This is a genomic window from Amycolatopsis sp. GA6-003 (assembly GCF_046267895.1).
Classification (GTDB): Bacteria; Actinomycetota; Actinomycetes; order Mycobacteriales; family Pseudonocardiaceae; genus Amycolatopsis.
The window spans coordinates 3,001,140-3,016,217 of record NZ_CP176499.1 but is presented as its reverse complement, the minus strand read 5'-3'; the positions used below and the strand labels follow the sequence as shown (position 1 = coordinate 3,016,217).

Here is a 15,078-nt window from a genome sequence, read left to right as displayed (position 1 = left end):
CGTAGTGGATCTTGGCTGGTCACGCAACCCGATCGTGGGTTATTCGATAAATATCCACTCCATAGAGTGGGACATAGCGGACATTTCACGGCGTTACCGGTTTCCTGGTCGGCATGAGACGACTTGCCGTGCTTCGCCACGACGTGCCCGCCTCGCTCGTGGTTTTCCTCGTCGCGGTCCCGCTTTCGCTCGGGATCGCGCTCGCGTCCGGCGCCCCGATCGTCGCCGGGCTGATCGCCGCCGTGGTCGGAGGGGTGGTCGCTGGCGCCCTCGGCGGCTCTCCGCTGCAGGTCAGCGGGCCCGCCGCCGGGCTGACCGTGCTGATGGCCGAGACGATTTCGACCTTCGGCTGGGCGGTCACCTGCCTGATCACCGTCCTCGCCGGGGCGCTGCAGATCCTGTTCGGCCTGAGCCGGGTCGCGCGGGCGGCGCTGGCCATCTCGCCGGCGATCGTGCACGGGATGCTCGCCGGCATCGGAGTCACGATCGTGCTCGGCCAGCTGCACGTGCTGTTCGGCGGGAAGGCGCAGAGTTCGGCGCTGGAGAACATCGCCCAGCTGCCCGCGCAGATCGCCGCGCACCACGACGCCGCCGCGCTGATCGGGATCCTGACCCTCGCCATCCTGCTGGCGTGGCCCAAACTTCCCGCCGCGGTAAGGAAAATCCCCGGCCCGCTGGCGGCGATCGCGGTCGCGACGGGCGTGTCCTTGGCCGCCGGGATGACGCTGCCGCGCGTCGAACTGTCCGGCGACCTGCTGCAGGTCCGCTTCGCCCCGCAGCTGCCGGACGGCGGATGGGGCCAGGTCGCGGTCGCGGTCATTACGATCGCGCTGATCGCCAGCGTCGAGAGCCTGCTGTCCGCGGTCGCGGTCGACAAACTGCAGAACGGCCCGCGCGCCGACCTGAACCGCGAGCTGATCGGCCAGGGCACGGCGAACATGGTGTCCGGCGCCCTCGGCGGGCTTCCGGTCACCGGCGTGATCGTGCGCAGTTCCACCAACGTCGCGGCCGGGGCGCGCACGCGGGCGTCGGCGGTCCTGCACGGCGTGTGGGTGCTGGTGTTCGTGGTCGCGCTCGCCGGGGTGCTGGAGTCGATTCCGCTGGCCGCGCTGGCCGGGCTGCTCGTGCACGTCGGCGCGAAACTGGTCAATCCGGGCCACCTGCGGCAGGTGCTGCGACACGGCGATCTTCCGCTCTACCTGGTGACCGTCGCCGGGGTCGTCGTGTTCGACCTGCTGACCGGCGTGCTCGCCGGGATTGTGCTGGCCGTGTTGCTGATGCTGCGCCGCACCGTGTGGTCGGGCGTGCATGCCGAGCACCACGGCGGCGAATGGCGCGTGATTGTCGAAGGCGTGCTGACGTTCCTGTCGGTGCCGCGGCTGACGAAGGTGCTCGGCACGATCCCGGCGGGGTCGAAGGTGACGCTGGAACTGGTCGCCGACTACCTCGACCACGCGGCGTTCGAAAGCCTTTCCACCTGGCAGCAGGCGCACGAACGGACCGGCGGCACGGTGGTCGTCGACGAGATCGGGCATCCGTGGTTCGCCAAGGGCAAGGAAGGCCGTCCGACGCTCCGGCGCACCGCGGCGGCCGGCGCGATGCCGAGGTGGCTGGCGCCGTGGTCGGCCTGGCAGGCCGTGGACGTGCGGGTGCCCGGCCAGCGCACGCACCGGGGCGCGACCGAGTTCCAGCGCCGGGCCGCTCCGCTGCTCAAGGACGTCCTCAGCGGGCTCGCGCACGCGCAGCAGCCGCACACGCTGTTCATCACCTGCGGCGATTCCCGGATCGTGCCGAACCTGATCACCACGTCCGGTCCGGGCGATCTGTTCACCATCCGCAACATCGGCAACCTGGTGCCGCCCGGGCAGGCCGATCCGTCGACCAACGCGGCGATCGAATTCGCGGTCGGGGTGCTGCAGGTGCGGGAGATCGTGGTGTGCGGGCACTCGTCGTGCGGTGCGATGGGCGCGCTGGCCAGCGGTCCGCCCGCGGACACCGCGCTCGCGACCTGGCTGGTGCACGCCGAGCCGAGCCGGAAGCGGTCCGGTCCGGTGACTCTCGACGGGCAACGGCCGGAGCGCGAACCGGACCGGCTGGCGCTGCACAACGTCCTGCAGCAGCTGACGCATTTGCGGCAGTACCCGCTGGTCGCCGAGGCCGAAGCCCGCGGCGAGCTGGTGCTGACCGGCTTGTACTTCGACGTGGGCGCGGCGCAGGTGTACCTCGCCGACCCGGCGAAGGGGGAGTTCGTGGCCGCGGGAGCGCCCGCGGCGGCCCCGGCCGGCTGACCCGGGCCCTCGCGCGCGCCTCCGGGTGCGCGCGAGGGCGCCCCGAGTGTTGACATCGGGGGGCACGGCAATATCTTGATGGCTCGTGACGACGCTCGTGATAACCGGAACTGGGACCGACGTCGGCAAAACGGTCGCCACCGCGGCGATCGCGGCGCTGGCCCTCGCGCAGGGACAACGCGTCGCGGTGCTGAAGCCCGCGCAGACCGGCGTGGTCCCCGGCGAGGCGGGCGACCTCGCCGAGGTGGTGCGGCTGGCCGGCAAGGACCTGACGATCCGCGAACTGTGCCGCTTCCCGGACCCGCTCTCGCCGGAAGCCGCTTCCCGGCGGTCCGGGCTTCCCACGGTGGGCCCCGCCGAAATCGCCGCCGCGGCCAGCGAGCTGGACGCCACGCACGACCTCACGCTGATCGAGGGCGCGGGCGGGCTGCTGGTCCGGTTCGACGCGGAGGGGAGCACGCTGGCGGATGTCGCGTGGTCCTTGGGCGCGCCGGTGGTGCTCGTCGCGCAATCCGGGCTGGGGACGCTCAACGTCGCCGCGTTGACCGCTGAGGTGGCCACCCGGCGGGGCCTGAACGTCGTGGGCGTCATCATCGGCTCCTGGCCCGCCGACCCCGATCTGGCGTCGCTGGAGAACCTCCAGGACCTTCCCGTGGCCGCCGGCGCCCCCTTGCTGGGCGTTCTCCCCGCCGGACTGGGCTCCGCAGATCGCGACTCCTTCGCCGAACAAGCCCGCCGCGGCCTGTCGCCCTGGTTCGGCGGCGAATTCGACCCAGAAGCCTTCACCGCCGCCGCCAACACCCACAACTAACCCCGACTACCCCGGTCGGTGCTCCGCAGGGCCTACTCGCCCACCCCCGAGAAATCGCCCCGGTTTCTGGACTGAGCGATCCGATCGGCCCCCCGGGCCGAGCGGATCGGGAGGGAAGAAACCGGATGAAGGCGATTTCTCCGCCGCGACGAAGTCGCGGCAATCAAACACCGACGAAGTCGCCGCGGTCGGGCACCATTACTCTCAGTTCCGCACACTCGCAGGGAACGCACGCGTAGGGAAGGGAGCCTCGGGTGGTCGATTCCGCGGGCAAGGCGGCGCATCGGTCTTCGGCGGCGGCTGAGGGGTGGTCGGTGCCGGTGTTGTTTCCGCCGCGGCGTCCGAGGGTGGTGGTGAAGGCTGATCTGCTGCCCGCGGTGAGTGTTCTTTCGACTGCGGCTTTGCTGGGGATTCCGCTGGGCTGGCTGTGGTCTGTGCTGGCTCCGGCGGAGCGGGTGCGGGTGATCGGGACCACTGGCCAGCTGGCTCCGTTGGAGCTGGAGAGCTGGCATCGGTTCGACGATCTCGCGGTGTTCGGGTTTTTGGCGATGGCCGCCGGGTTGCTGATCGGGCTCGTGGTGTGGTTCTTGCGGGAGCGGCGGGGGCCGGTGGTGCTGGTGGCTGCCGCAGGCGGGGCGTTGCTGGCGGCTTGGCTGGGGACGCAGATGGGGCCCGCGTTCGCCAATGCGAAGTATTCGGTGGATGCTCCGCCCGCGTTGGGGGCGGTGGTCGAGCAGGCGCCTCGGATCGAGACGGGGTGGGTGGTTTTGGCCGCGCCGTTGGTGACTTGTTTGGTTTATGCGTTGATGACGGCGTGGAACGGGCGGGAGGATCTTGGGCGGCGGCTTGGGTGAGGTGGCTGTTCGGGGTTCGGCTCGTCGCCCTGGCGGGCGGCATTGCCGGGTTTAGCGGGTGCGTTGGCCCCCCGATTTTTTAGTGTGACTACGGCGCTGGGGTGCTTGTCAAGGCGGGAAAGATGCCTTGACAAGCACCCCAGCGCCGTGTTTTTGGCTTCGTATCGGGAGCGGGGGAGGGGTGGGTGCCTCGCTTGTTTGGGTGCACCGGTGCTGTTGGGCGGGGTTGGGAATCAGGGGCGGTGAAGGGCGCTAGTTCAGGTCTGCTGGTTTGGTGAAGGTGGCCAGTTCTGTGGGGGGCAGCGGGACTGCGCCCAGGGTTTCCAGGAAACCTGCTTCTCTCGTTAGCAGGCGGCAGACTATGCGCAGGCGGCGCAGCGGGTTGGTTTCCTCCAGCAGCAGCTGCCGGTCTTCCAGCGGGAGCAGGCAGTCGGCGGCCAGTTGGTAGGCGAGTTCGCCCAGGTCGGCGTCATCGTGGGGCGGGTGCCAGTCGTCTGCGTGCCAGGCGGCTTCGCAGTAGCGTTCGTGGGCGCCTCGGGCCACGTCGGCCAGTTGGCGGGCCGTTGCTTCCGCCGCGGCGGGGACTGGGTCGTCCGGGAGCCAGTCGACCACGGCCATCAGATACGGCGCGGACCCTCGGTGCAACTCGCGCAGGCGGAAGCGGCGGGCGGCTCGGGTGACTACGTCGTAGCGGCCGTCGGGGAGGCGTTTCGCTTCGCGCAGGATCGTGCTGCAGCCCACGCCGTACACATGGTCCAGACCACTGACCTCGCGGACCAGCGGGGCGCGCAGGGCGACTACGCCGAATTCGTGCTCCGGGACGTTGCCGGTGACCAGGTCCGCGGTGAGCTGCCGGTAGCGCGGTTCGAAAATGTGCAGTGGCAGGTGGGTGCCGGGGAGCAGCACTGTTTGCAGCGGGAACAACGGCAGGGTCGCCGTTCCGCTGGGGCACTGCTCAGGCTCGGTCACGGCGTCCACGGTACGGGCTGCGGAGCCCCGCCGCAGTTCGTGTTTACCGCCGCGGCGGGGGTTTCAGGACCGCGAAAGGGTCGGTGATGTGCATGTCTTTCGCGGCGAAAGAAAACAGCGCCGCAGGTCGTCCGCCGGTCCGGCCGGGGGGTGCGGTGTGGCCGGTGGGGACTAGCAGGCCGCGCCGTTGGAGCACGCGCTGCAGGTTCGTCGCGGACACTTTGTAGCCGAGCGCGGCGGAGTACAGCCCCCGCAGCGCGGAGATGGTGAATTCCTCTGGGGCCAGCGCGAAACCCAGGTTGGTGTAGCTCAGTTTCGACCGCAGCCGGTCGCGGGCGCGCAGCACGATGGCCTCGTGGTCGAACGCGGTGCGCGGCAGGGCGTTCACGTCGTGCCACTCGGTGTCTTCCGGGACCGCCGGGTCGACATCGGAGGGGACCAGGCCGAGGAACGCGGTGGCCACCACCCTGGGGCCGGGGACGCGGTCGGGGGCGCTGAAGACGGCCAGCTGCTCCACGTGCTTCAGCTGGCGCACGTCGACCTTCTCCGCGAGCTGCCGCCGGATGGAGGTTTTCACGTCCTCGTCGGGGCGCAGCCGTCCGCCGGGGAGCGACCAGCGGCCCAGGTGCGGATCGAGCGCTCGGCGCCACAGCAGCACCCGGAGTGTGTCCGAGCGCACTTGAAGGACTGCCGCCAGAACCTCGTGGGCGAGGGGGGCTCGGGTGTTAATATGGCTTCGCACGGTTTTCGATTATAAGGCGAAAACCGGGATGGGGAGGAACCGGGGTCGGCTCCGGTTCCGAGGCCGGCGATTCTCGAGAGGGCCGAAGACATGACCACCACGCTTGACCAGGATCTGACCCTCTACGGCGGGGTCGAGGCGGACGCCGACTGGGCCGCCCGCGTGCGGGAACTAGCCCGCAAGCGCGACGCGGTGCTGCTCGCGCACAACTACCAGGTCCCGGAGATCCAGGACATCGCGGACTTCACCGGCGACTCTCTGGCGCTCAGCCGCATCGCGGCCAGCAGCGACGCGTCCACGATCGTCTTCTGCGGCGTGCACTTCATGGCCGAGACCGCGAAGATCCTGGCCCCGGAGAAGACGGTGCTGATCCCGGACGCGCGGGCCGGCTGCTCGCTCGCCGACTCCATCACCGGCGCCCAGCTGCGCGAATGGAAGGCCGAGCACCCGGGCGCGGTGGTCGTCTCGTACGTGAACACCACGGCTGAGGTCAAGGCTGAGACGGACATCTGCTGCACGTCGTCGAACGCGGTCGACGTGGTCGCCTCCATCCCGGCTGACCAGGAAGTTCTCTTCCTGCCGGACCAGTTCCTCGGCGCGCACGTCAAGCGCGTCACCGGGCGCGAGAACATGCACGTCTGGGCCGGGGAGTGCCACGTGCACGCCGGCATCAACGGGGCCGAGCTGGCCGCGCGCGCCGAGGAAAACCCGGACGCCGACCTGTTCATCCACCCCGAATGCGGCTGCGCGACCTCGGCGCTCTATCTGGCGGGCGAGGGCGCGGTGGCCCCGGAACGGGTCAAGATCCTGTCCACCGGCGACATGGTGCACGCGGCGCGCGACACCAAGGCGACCTCGGTGCTCGTGGCCACCGAGATCGGCATGATCCACCAGCTGCGCAAGGCCGCGCCGGAGATCGACTTCCGCGCGGTGAACGACCGGGCGTCGTGCCGGTACATGAAGATGATCACCCCGGCCGCGCTGCTGCGGAGCCTCACCGAGGGCGCGGACGAGGTCCACGTCGACCCGGAGACGGCCTCGCGGGCCCGGGCGTCGGTGCAGCGGATGATCGAAATCGGGCAGCCCGGCGGTGGAGAATGAGCGGCCTAGTTAACGCCGAAGAGGCGAAAACCGCACCGGAACCGTGTTGGGAAGCGCGGGCCGATGTGGTGGTGATCGGCAGCGGCGTGGCGGGGTTGTCAGCGGCGCTGCGGGCTCGCGAACTCGGGCTGCACGTGCTGGTCGTGACCAAGGCGGCGGTCGCCGACGGCAACACCCGGTGGGCGCAGGGCGGCGTGGCCGTGGTGCTCGACGGCGAGCGCGACGAGGGCGACACGGTCGAGAAGCACACAGCGGACACGCTCACCGCCGGAGCCGGGCTTTGCGACGAGGACGCCGTGCGGTCGATCGTCGGCGGCGGTCCGGCGGCGGTCACCGAGTTGCGGCAGAACGGCGCGGTGTTCGACCGCGGAACGAGCGGGCTGTCGCGGGCCCGAGAGGGCGGGCACAGTGCGTTCCGGGTGATCCACGCGGGCGGCGACGCCACCGGCGCGGAGGTCGAGCGCGCGCTGGTCGCGCAGGCCGGGGAACGGCGGATTCCGGTGCTGGAGCACCACCTCGCGGTCGACGCGCTGCGCACGTCCGCGGGCGAGGTGGCCGGCGTGACGGTGCTGGACCGCAACGGCGTGCCGGGGGTCGTGCGCGCGTCCGCGGTGGTGCTGGCCAGCGGCGGGTTCGGGCAGTTGTACCAGGCGACGTCCAATCCGGAGATCGCGACCGGCGACGGGCTGGCGCTGGCGTTGCGCGCCGGTGCGGCGGTGGCCGACCTCGAGTTCGTGCAGTTCCACCCGACGGTGCTGTACACGCCGGGCGCGCGCGGACGGTGCCCGCTCGTCACGGAAGCGGTGCGCGGCGAGGGTGCGACGCTCGTGGACGGCGCGGGCGCGTCGGTGATGGCCGGGGTGCATCCGCTCGGCGATCTGGCTCCGCGCGACGTCGTGGCGGCGGCGATCACCCGGCGGCAGGCGCTGGCTCCCGGCGGCATCGACGATCACGTTTTCCTTGACGCCACGGGCATTCCCGGCTTCGCGAAGCGGTTCCCGACCGTGCACGCGGCGTGCGCGGTGCTCGGGATCGATCCGGCGGTGGACGCGATCCCGGTGACGCCCGCAGCGCACTTCGCGTGCGGCGGCGTGGTGACCACTGTGGACGGACGCTCGACCGTGCGCGGGCTGTACGCGGCTGGCGAGGTCGCCCGGACCGGATTGCACGGGGCGAACCGGCTGGCGTCCAACAGTCTTCTCGAAGGGCTGGTGGTCGGACGGCGGGCCGCGGAGGTGGTCGCCGCGGATCTGGCCGCCGGGTTGCTGCCGGATCCGGCGCGAGGGCGGATTCCGGAAAGGACAGTCGCGCCGGCGGCGGAACGCGATGTGCTGCAACGGGTGATGAGCCGGTACGCGGCGATCGGCCGGGACGCGGACGGGCTCGCCGCGGCGGGTTCGGCGCTCGATTTGTCCACAACGGACAGTCCGCTGTGGACGCACGGCGCGGTGGAGGACGCGGCGCTCACCGTGGTGGCGCAGGCGTTGCTCGCGGCGGCGGAGCGGCGGACGGAATCGCGGGGATGTCACGTGCGGACGGACTTCCCGGAGCGGGACGAACGGCTGCGGCGGAGCCGGCTGATCCGGCTGAGCCCGTCGGGACAGCCGGTGCTGGTCGAGGCGGCGTCGTTGGAAGGGGTGGCATGAGCGGGGAATTTTCCGAAGCGGTCAAGCAGGCGCTGGTGGTGGACGGGCTGGACGTCGCCGATGTCCGGCGGGTCGTCACCACCGCGCTGGAAGAGGATTTGCGGTACGGGCCGGACGCCACGACGGCGGCCACGGTTCCGGCGGACGCCCGCGCGGTGGCGGAGCTGACGCCGCGCGTCGCCGGGGTGGTGGCCGGAATTCCGGTGGCGCTGGCGGTTTTCGACCAGGTGCTCGGCAGCGACTACGAGGTGGTCTCGATCCGCGAGGACGGTTCGCCCGCCGTCGCCGGGGAGCCGGTGCTCGTGCTGCGCGGCCCGGTGCGCGGGCTGCTGACCGCGGAGCGCACGGCGCTGAACCTGTTGTGTCTGCTGTCCGGAGTGGCGACGGCGACCGCGGCGTGGGTGTCCGCGATCGAGGGAACCGGTGCGGCGGTAAGGGATTCGCGCAAGACGACGCCGGGGTTGCGGCTGCTGCAGAAGTACGCGGTGCGGTGCGGCGGCGGTGTGAACCACCGGATGGGGCTCGGCGATGCGGTGCTGATCAAGGACAACCACGTGGTCGCGGCCGGTTCGGTGACCGCGGCGCTGGCGGCGGCCCGGGAGCACGCGCCGCAGCTGCCGTGCGAGGTCGAGGTGGACGATCTGGCTCAACTGGACGAGGCGCTGGCCGCTGGGGCGGACGAGGTGCTGCTGGACAACTTCACGCCGGAGGAGTGCGTGAAGGCGGTCGCGCGGCGCGACGAAGTGTCGCCGAAGACGCGGCTGGAGTCGTCCGGCGGGCTGACGCTCGAGGTCGCGCGGCCGTACGCCGAGTCCGGGGTGGACTACCTCTCGGTCGGCGGGCTCACGCATTCCTCGCCCGCTCTCGATCTCGGGATGGACTTGGCCGACGAGCACTGACCCTGTCGCCGCGGCCCGCTCTCCACTAGAATCTCCTTGTCCGACAAGGGGAGGGGCCGCGGTGCGGGGAATTGCCGCCGGAGCGGTGGCCGCGCTCGTGGTGCTCGGCCTGCCCGCCGCGGCGACCTCGGCCGGGGCCGCCGCGTGCGCGAATCCGTCCGGTCCGTACGCCGGGGCGGTGTCCTGGGGGCAGCGGCTGGTCAACCCGCCGCGGCTGTGGGCGCTGACCAGGGGCGAGGGTCAGACCGTCGCGGTGATCGGCACCGGTGTCGACAAACAGAACGCGCAATTCGGGCCCGGGCAGGTGCTCGGCGGCGCCGGCACCGCGGATTCCGACTGCGACGGACGCGGCACGATCGCCGCGGGCATCGTCGGCGCGCAGCCGGCGAACGAGACCACGTTCACCGGCGTCGCGCCAGCGGTGAAGCTGCTTCCCTTGCGCTACACCGAAAGCAACGGTTCCTCTTCGGACGGCGGCGGCGATCCCGGTGCGCTGGCGGGCGCGATCGACACGGCGGTCGACCGCGGCGCGGGAGTGATTCTCGTGGCGGTCCCGGCGGGATCGGACAGCCCGGCGCTCGGCGCGGCGCTCGACCACGCGAAGTCGCGCGGGGCCGTGGTGATTTCGGCCGCGGCGGCCACTCAGCAAGGGGCGCATACCTATCCGACGGCTTCGAAGGGCGTGCTCGCGGTCGGCTCCACGGACGAATCCGGCGCGCCAGTGCAGACCGAAGCCGGGGATTACCTCGGAATCGCCGCGCCCGGCGCGAATCTGGTGAGCACGTCGGCGGGCGGCGGGGGCGCGATCGCGCACCGGTGGCCGATCACCGACCCGGGCCTGGCCGCGGCTTACGTCGCCGGAGTGGCCGCGCTGGTTCGCTCGGCGCATCCGGAACTGAAGGGCGAGGAGGTGGTGAACCGGTTGATGCTGACCGCTTCCCGCCCGCCGTCCGGGGCGCACGATCCGCGCCGGGGCTGGGGAATGGTCGACGCTTACGCCGCGGTGTCGTCGGCGTTGCCCGCCAACGCACCCGGCCCGAGCGCGGCGGCGGTGCGGACCGAGCTGCCCGCGGTGGCTCCGGCCGCGGCACAGGCCCGGCCGACGTCCGATGTGGCGGCGGGGGTCGTCGCGGTGGGCGGGGTCGCGGTGGCTGCCGCGGCGGGGATCGGCGTGGCGGCGTTCCGGAGGGGGCGGCGGCGCGGGTGGCGGCCGTCGCGGTTTCGGGCCTGAGTGCGGGTTCGGGGGTTGTGAGTGCCTATCCCGGTTCTAACCGTGATTGCCGCTCACGAGGCGGTTGGGGCTGGCGGGTGCGGGGCAGCGGGGTGAGGCGGGTGCGGCTGCGGGTTCGGGGGTCGTGAGTGGCGATCGCGGTTCTAACCGCGATAGGCACTCACGAGGCGGCTGGGGCTGGCGGGCGCGGGGCAGCGGGGTGGGGCGGGTGCGGCTGCGGGTTCGGGGGTCGTGAGTGGCGGTCCCGGTTCTAACCGTGATAGGCACTCACGAGGCGGTGGGGCGGGGCTATTCGGGTGGGACGCTTACTAGGCGGGTCGAGCCGATGATCGCCACCCCGCGGCCGTCGCGGGCGATGTGCACGCTGAAATCCGCGCCGTCGCGGGAAAAGCGGGCGATCACTTCGCGGTAAGTGCTGCGGTCGTACCATTCCCAGCCCGCTGTTTCCAACGTCGGCCGTACCGCTTCGGTCAGCACTCGCAACGCGGCGGGACTGTTCTCCAGCCGGACTCCGTACTGCCAGCACACCAGTTGTCCCGGCCGGGCGGGATCGCAGTCCAGTTCACCGTCCACTGTGGGCAGTGCGCGAGCCCCGAACGCGGCGGCCACGCTGTCGATGACGTTCGTCAGATCGGCGGCCAAATCCTTCAGCTCGCGCGTGATCACGGCAGCACCGCCGGGACCGGCGCGGGCGCTTCGGTGACGTGGCCGCCGGTGAGCACGCCGTAGATGTTTTCCCACGAATCCGAACCCGGCTTGAGCACGCCGCTGTGCGAGGACAGGCCCCACTGCACGTTTCCGGCGGCGTCGCGGCCGGTGGTCAGTTCGGTGACGCCGGGGAAGGTGTCCGGGTCGGCGCCGTGGCCGATGCCGGTCCATTCCAGTGCCCCGGCGTTGCCCTGGGCGAGAACGATCGGGTCGAGCGGTGCGGTCATCGAATACCGCTGCACGCCGGCCTGGCTCGGCGGCAGGTCCGCTGGGCTCCATACGCCGTGTCCCATGCCCGCCGACTCTACGTGCAGCACCCGGTCCACTGGCAAGCCTTGCTGGTCAGCGAGCCCGACGGTGGCGCCGCCGTAGCTGTGGCCGATCGCGGTGATGGTGGCCGCTCCGCCGGTCTGGGCGTCGACCTGGCCGCGCAGTTCGTCGCCGAATGCCTTGAGGTTCGGGGCCATCGTCTGCGCGTAACCGGCTTCGGCACCCTCGGTGGTGACGTTCTGCGGGAACACCCCGTCGGCCCACACGACCATCGCGGTCCGGCCGCTCGGGTCGGCGGCGACGAGGCTGCGGCCGAGGTCGGCGTAGGACTGGAAGGTGTCCATCCGGGTGTGCACGCCGGGCACGAAAAGCCCGACGTTGCGCGTGCCCGGCTGGATCGAGCCGACCAGTTCGGCGATCCGGCCGTTGCCGGACGGATCGAACCGCAGGATCTGCCGGTGGTCGTCGACAATGCTTTGGTACAACGCGATTCGTCGCTTCGAGCGGGCGATGGCGTCCGGATCGGACAGTCCGGCGAGGCGGGTCCGTTCGGCGGCGAGCGCGTCGGAAACCTTCATCCGGTTGGCCGCGATGGTCCCGGCCCAGCCGCCGCTGCCGGCGGATTTCCCGGCAGCCGGAATCGGGTCCTCGGGCAGGAGCGAGCGGTACATCGCCGCCACCTGCTCGTCGGCGCGCCGGTAACCCGCCGACGAAGCGGTGAGGCCGTCGCGAAGGACCTGGGCGCGGACGACGCGCTGGTCGACGTCCGCGGCGAGTGCGCTGAGCGTTTTCGCCAGCCCGGCAGCACAGCCGGACGACGCGGACACCTGGCCGAAGGCCGTGGCGGGCACTTTTTCGCCCGCCACGGACTGCTGCGCGGCCCGGAGCGCCCCGGCCCGAGCGTCCAATTCGGACGCCGCGGTGGCGAGTTTCGCCGGGGCGACCCGGTAGCCGTCGGTCACGGCTGGTCGGCCGGCTCTTCGCCGACGACCGAGGGCGCGACCGGAGCCTGCTGGCCCCACACGTTCTCGGTTTCGACGAGCCACGCGGGAATCCGCCGTCCGGAGCCCAGGTCGGCGCCGGCGCCCATGCCCATCGGCATCATGGGCATCATCGGCATGGCGCTCTTGGCCGCCGCGCCCGCCGCTCCGGCGGCTCCGCCCGCGAGTCCGCTGAGGACGTTCGACGGGGCGTTGCCGGCCAGCCCGGAGTGCGCGGCCGGAGCTTCCCCGGAACCGCTGAGGCCGCCGCCGGACGGAATGCCGCCGCCGTCGATCGACGGGGCTTCCCCGCCGCCGACCGGGATTCCTCCGCCGCCCCCGCCCGCGGGGCCGGCTCCGCCGCCGAGCTTCGCTCCCGGCGGGAGTTCCGGCGACTTGTCCTTGCCGTCCTTGTCTTTGTCCTTGTCCTTGGCGCCGCCCGTGGCCCACGACGGAACCTTCGGCATGATCGAACCGAACCGGCCGAACGCGGCCGCCGACGCGGCGGCGAGACCGGCGGTGAACATGTCGCCGAACAACGGGCTGCCCGCCGTCTGCGCCGGGTGCCCGGGCTGGGAGCCGGGGACCTGCGTGCCGTCGGTGGGCAGCGGGTGCGAGTCGACCGGGGCGCCGACCGAGGTGCCGCCGTCCGGGCTGTTGCCGATCGGGCCGGGGGCGCCGCCGGTGGAAGCGCCGCCGCCGGGGACCGGCTTGGGCGGGGGAGCGGCCGCGTTCGGCGACACCGGGATCGACTCCTCGGCGGTGTCGTAGTTCGTCGCGAGGTTGTTCATCACGACGATCGCCTTCGCGTGCGCGGAGCCGGCGGCGTTGGCGGCCTGTTGCTGCGCTTCGACGTTGGCGATCGCCTGCTGCCGCTGCTGGGTCGCGGCGATGATCGTGGCCGGCGGGGCGTCCGGGGGAAGCAGCGGCGGGTTGACCGCCAGCGCGACGTCGGCGGGGGAGACGTCCGGCACCGCGACCGGCGGCGGCATCTCGGCCTTCGCCTTGGCCAGCGCGTCCGCGGCGTCCTCCAGCATGTCGCGCATGCCCTGCGCGGTGACCGCGACCTTGCGGATGCCGCCGACCAGGTCGGTCATCATCGTCCGGTACTGGTCGGCCGCGCCGCCGGTCCACGCGCTGGAGAAATCGGTGAGCTGGTCGGACAGGTTCTCGGCCTGGTCGTACAGGCCGCGCGAGGCCGAGTTCCACTGTTCGGCCGCGGTGCGCGCGGTGGTCGGGTCGCCCGCCTGCAGCATCGCGTAGAGCTGCTGGTGGGTGTAGCCGGCGAAGTTGGTGCGAGGGCCGCTCATGCGTTCTTACCCCCTGAAGAATCGAGGCCCAGCAACGAAAAAAGCGGGTCGAGCAGACCGGTCTGCTGACCCGAGCGGTGCAGGTCGCCCGCGACCGACTGGTCGGCCTGGGCGTATCCGTCGGCGACGGTGGTGGTGACGTCCTGCGCGAACGTGATCGCCCCGCGGACCTGCTCGAGCAGGCCCTGCATCTCGGCGACCGCGGCGCGGTGGGCGTCGGCGAGCGAAGCGGCTTCCCCGAACTCCCCGAACAGCAGCGGATGCTCCCCGAGGGTGCGCAGGAAGTCGTTCGGCCGGGACATCGCGTGGATCTGGGTTTCCAGCTCCCGGACGAAGTCCGTCAGCGATTCCAGGTGGACGTAGTACGACTGGTCGGGCATCGGCCGGTGACCTCTCGTGCGGCAGGACGCGGGAAAGCCGGCCGTCCGGAGCGGGTGGGGGGTGGGCCCGCTCCGGACGACCGGCGTCGGGGCCGGATCAGGCGAACAGGCCCTGGTTGCGGTTCTCCAGCTGGTGCTGGAGATCGTGGGCGTCGCCGACCTTGGTGCCGAACTGCGCGATGATCGCGACGATGTCGGCGGTCGCCTGGCGGAGCCGGGTCTCGGACGCGCGCGCCGCCTCGCCGGCGGAGCTGCCCGAGGCGTACCAGGTCTGGGTGATCGGCTGCAGGTTCTGGTGCAGCTGCTCGAGCTGGGAGGTCAGCGCCTTCGCCTTCGCGGCGAGCGACGCGGAGCTGTGCTGCAGGGCCCCGAAGCTGATTTCTACGACGTCAGCCATGGTGTCTGGTCCTCTCTCAGGGGTTGAGGCGAGGGATCACGTTGCCCTCGACGGTGTGGCTGACGCTCTGGAAGCTCTGGTGCACGTCGGAGTCGCCCGCGTTGTAGTTCGCGTGGCTGGTGTGCACGAGCTGCGACATGGTGTCGAGCTCCCGGACGGCGGCGCCCATCTTCTCCTGGAGCCGGCGCTGCAGGTCCCAGAACGCGACCGCCTGGTCGCCCTTGTAGTTCCGCAGCGTCTCGGTCAGCTCGGACTCCAAGCTGGCCATGGTCGTCTTAGCGTTCGAAGCGGTTTCCTCGAAGCCCTGGACGGCGCGCGTCATGGCAGCGGAATCTGCCTGGAATCCCGGACTGGACATCTGACGGGCCACCTCCTTCCCTCTCGTGGAAAATCCCGGTGCGCGGCGGGCCGCGCGGTGTGAATGTCACGCTAGAAAAAGACCGGGTGTGGTCAAACGGCACAACTGCCGGTCGCTTTGACGGCACTATTACC

The 15,078-nt window shown here is 71.5% G+C and carries 15 protein-coding genes; 7 read left to right on the top strand and 8 right to left on the bottom strand.

The window, feature by feature from the left end; translation table 11 throughout:
• The first annotated feature begins 113 nt into the window (after positions 1 to 113).
• The 3 genes from F9C12_RS13105 to F9C12_RS13095 all read left to right on the top strand — a co-directional run bounded on the left by F9C12_RS13105 (position 114) and on the right by F9C12_RS13095 (position 3,953).
• A complete protein-coding gene (locus F9C12_RS13105; protein ID WP_409466049.1) occupies positions 114 to 2,288 on the top strand; it encodes a bifunctional SulP family inorganic anion transporter/carbonic anhydrase in 2,175 nt (724 codons plus the stop codon).
• 85 nt (positions 2,289 to 2,373) lie between these two features.
• On the top strand, positions 2,374 to 3,099 hold the full coding sequence (gene bioD / locus F9C12_RS13100) for a dethiobiotin synthase (RefSeq protein WP_409466048.1): 726 nt from the start codon (positions 2,374 to 2,376) through the stop codon (positions 3,097 to 3,099).
• A 254-nt stretch (positions 3,100 to 3,353) separates the two neighbouring features.
• Positions 3,354 to 3,953, top strand: coding sequence for a DUF2567 domain-containing protein (locus F9C12_RS13095; protein WP_409182251.1), 600 nt, complete (start codon positions 3,354 to 3,356; stop codon positions 3,951 to 3,953).
• 252 nt (positions 3,954 to 4,205) lie between these two features.
• Here the strand turns inward: F9C12_RS13095 and F9C12_RS13090 are convergent, their stop codons facing one another.
• Both F9C12_RS13090 and F9C12_RS13085 read right to left on the bottom strand, forming a co-directional pair.
• Complete coding sequence (locus tag F9C12_RS13090; protein WP_409182250.1) at positions 4,206 to 4,922, bottom strand: LON peptidase substrate-binding domain-containing protein; 717 nt, start codon at positions 4,920 to 4,922, stop codon at positions 4,206 to 4,208.
• 43 nt (positions 4,923 to 4,965) lie between these two features.
• Positions 4,966 to 5,601, bottom strand: coding sequence for an NUDIX hydrolase (locus tag F9C12_RS13085; RefSeq protein WP_409466047.1), 636 nt, complete (start codon positions 5,599 to 5,601; stop codon positions 4,966 to 4,968).
• Between the two features lie 153 nt (positions 5,602 to 5,754).
• Here F9C12_RS13085 and nadA point away from each other — a divergent pair, with 153 nt between their 5' ends.
• The 4 genes from nadA (at position 5,755) to F9C12_RS13065 (ending at position 10,541) form a co-directional block, all read left to right on the top strand.
• Positions 5,755 to 6,765, top strand: coding sequence for a quinolinate synthase NadA (nadA, locus tag F9C12_RS13080; RefSeq protein ID WP_409466046.1), 1,011 nt, complete (start codon positions 5,755 to 5,757; stop codon positions 6,763 to 6,765).
• Positions 6,762 to 8,411 (top strand): L-aspartate oxidase, encoded by a 1,650-nt coding sequence (locus F9C12_RS13075; protein WP_409466045.1) that lies wholly within the window; start codon positions 6,762 to 6,764, stop codon positions 8,409 to 8,411. The genes nadA and F9C12_RS13075 overlap by 4 nt, the downstream gene beginning before the upstream one ends.
• The gene (gene nadC / locus F9C12_RS13070; RefSeq protein ID WP_409466044.1) at positions 8,408 to 9,310 is read left to right on the top strand and encodes a carboxylating nicotinate-nucleotide diphosphorylase; all 903 of its coding nucleotides are present in this window, start codon (positions 8,408 to 8,410) and stop codon (positions 9,308 to 9,310) included. Before F9C12_RS13075 ends, nadC begins: the two co-directional genes overlap by 4 nt.
• Positions 9,311 to 9,371: 61 nt before the next feature.
• A complete protein-coding gene (locus F9C12_RS13065; protein ID WP_409466043.1) occupies positions 9,372 to 10,541 on the top strand; it encodes a S8 family serine peptidase in 1,170 nt (389 codons plus the stop codon).
• A 288-nt stretch (positions 10,542 to 10,829) separates the two neighbouring features.
• Here the strand turns inward: F9C12_RS13065 and F9C12_RS13060 are convergent, their stop codons facing one another.
• The 6 genes from F9C12_RS13060 to F9C12_RS13035 form a co-directional block, all read right to left on the bottom strand.
• The gene (locus F9C12_RS13060; RefSeq protein ID WP_409466042.1) at positions 10,830 to 11,207 is read right to left on the bottom strand and encodes a hypothetical protein; all 378 of its coding nucleotides are present in this window, start codon (positions 11,205 to 11,207) and stop codon (positions 10,830 to 10,832) included.
• Entirely contained in the window at positions 11,204 to 12,481 is a 1,278-nt protein-coding gene (locus F9C12_RS13055) for an alpha/beta hydrolase (protein ID WP_409182245.1), read from the bottom strand. The genes F9C12_RS13060 and F9C12_RS13055 overlap by 4 nt, the downstream gene beginning before the upstream one ends.
• Entirely contained in the window at positions 12,478 to 13,809 is a 1,332-nt protein-coding gene (locus F9C12_RS13050; RefSeq protein ID WP_409466041.1) for a WXG100 family type VII secretion target, read from the bottom strand. Before F9C12_RS13050 ends, F9C12_RS13055 begins: the two co-directional genes overlap by 4 nt.
• Entirely contained in the window at positions 13,806 to 14,189 is a 384-nt protein-coding gene (locus F9C12_RS13045; RefSeq protein WP_009074866.1) for a hypothetical protein, read from the bottom strand. The genes F9C12_RS13050 and F9C12_RS13045 overlap by 4 nt, the downstream gene beginning before the upstream one ends.
• Before the next feature lie 97 nt (positions 14,190 to 14,286).
• Complete coding sequence (locus F9C12_RS13040) at positions 14,287 to 14,586, bottom strand: hypothetical protein (RefSeq protein WP_037809581.1); 300 nt, start codon at positions 14,584 to 14,586, stop codon at positions 14,287 to 14,289.
• Between the two features lie 16 nt (positions 14,587 to 14,602).
• Entirely contained in the window at positions 14,603 to 14,908 is a 306-nt protein-coding gene (locus tag F9C12_RS13035; RefSeq protein WP_037716812.1) for a WXG100 family type VII secretion target, read from the bottom strand.
• Positions 14,909 to 15,078: the final 170 nt, after the last annotated feature.

What these genes read in the sequence shown, in the direction of transcription:
- F9C12_RS13105 (WP_409466049.1), top strand. Translation starts at nt 114, where the DNA reads ATGAGACGACTTGCCGTGCTTCGCCACGACGTGCCCGCCTCGCTCGTG.
- nadA (WP_409466046.1), top strand. Translation starts at nt 5,755, where the DNA reads ATGACCACCACGCTTGACCAGGATCTGACCCTCTACGGCGGGGTCGAG.
- F9C12_RS13075 (WP_409466045.1), top strand. Translation starts at nt 6,762, where the DNA reads ATGAGCGGCCTAGTTAACGCCGAAGAGGCGAAAACCGCACCGGAACCG.
- nadC (WP_409466044.1), top strand. Translation starts at nt 8,408, where the DNA reads ATGAGCGGGGAATTTTCCGAAGCGGTCAAGCAGGCGCTGGTGGTGGAC.
- F9C12_RS13050 (WP_409466041.1), bottom strand. Translation starts at nt 13,809, where the DNA reads ATGAGCGGCCCTCGCACCAACTTCGCCGGCTACACCCACCAGCAGCTC.
- F9C12_RS13045 (WP_009074866.1), bottom strand. Translation starts at nt 14,189, where the DNA reads ATGCCCGACCAGTCGTACTACGTCCACCTGGAATCGCTGACGGACTTC.
- F9C12_RS13040 (WP_037809581.1), bottom strand. Translation starts at nt 14,586, where the DNA reads ATGGCTGACGTCGTAGAAATCAGCTTCGGGGCCCTGCAGCACAGCTCC.
- F9C12_RS13035 (WP_037716812.1), bottom strand. Translation starts at nt 14,908, where the DNA reads ATGACGCGCGCCGTCCAGGGCTTCGAGGAAACCGCTTCGAACGCTAAG.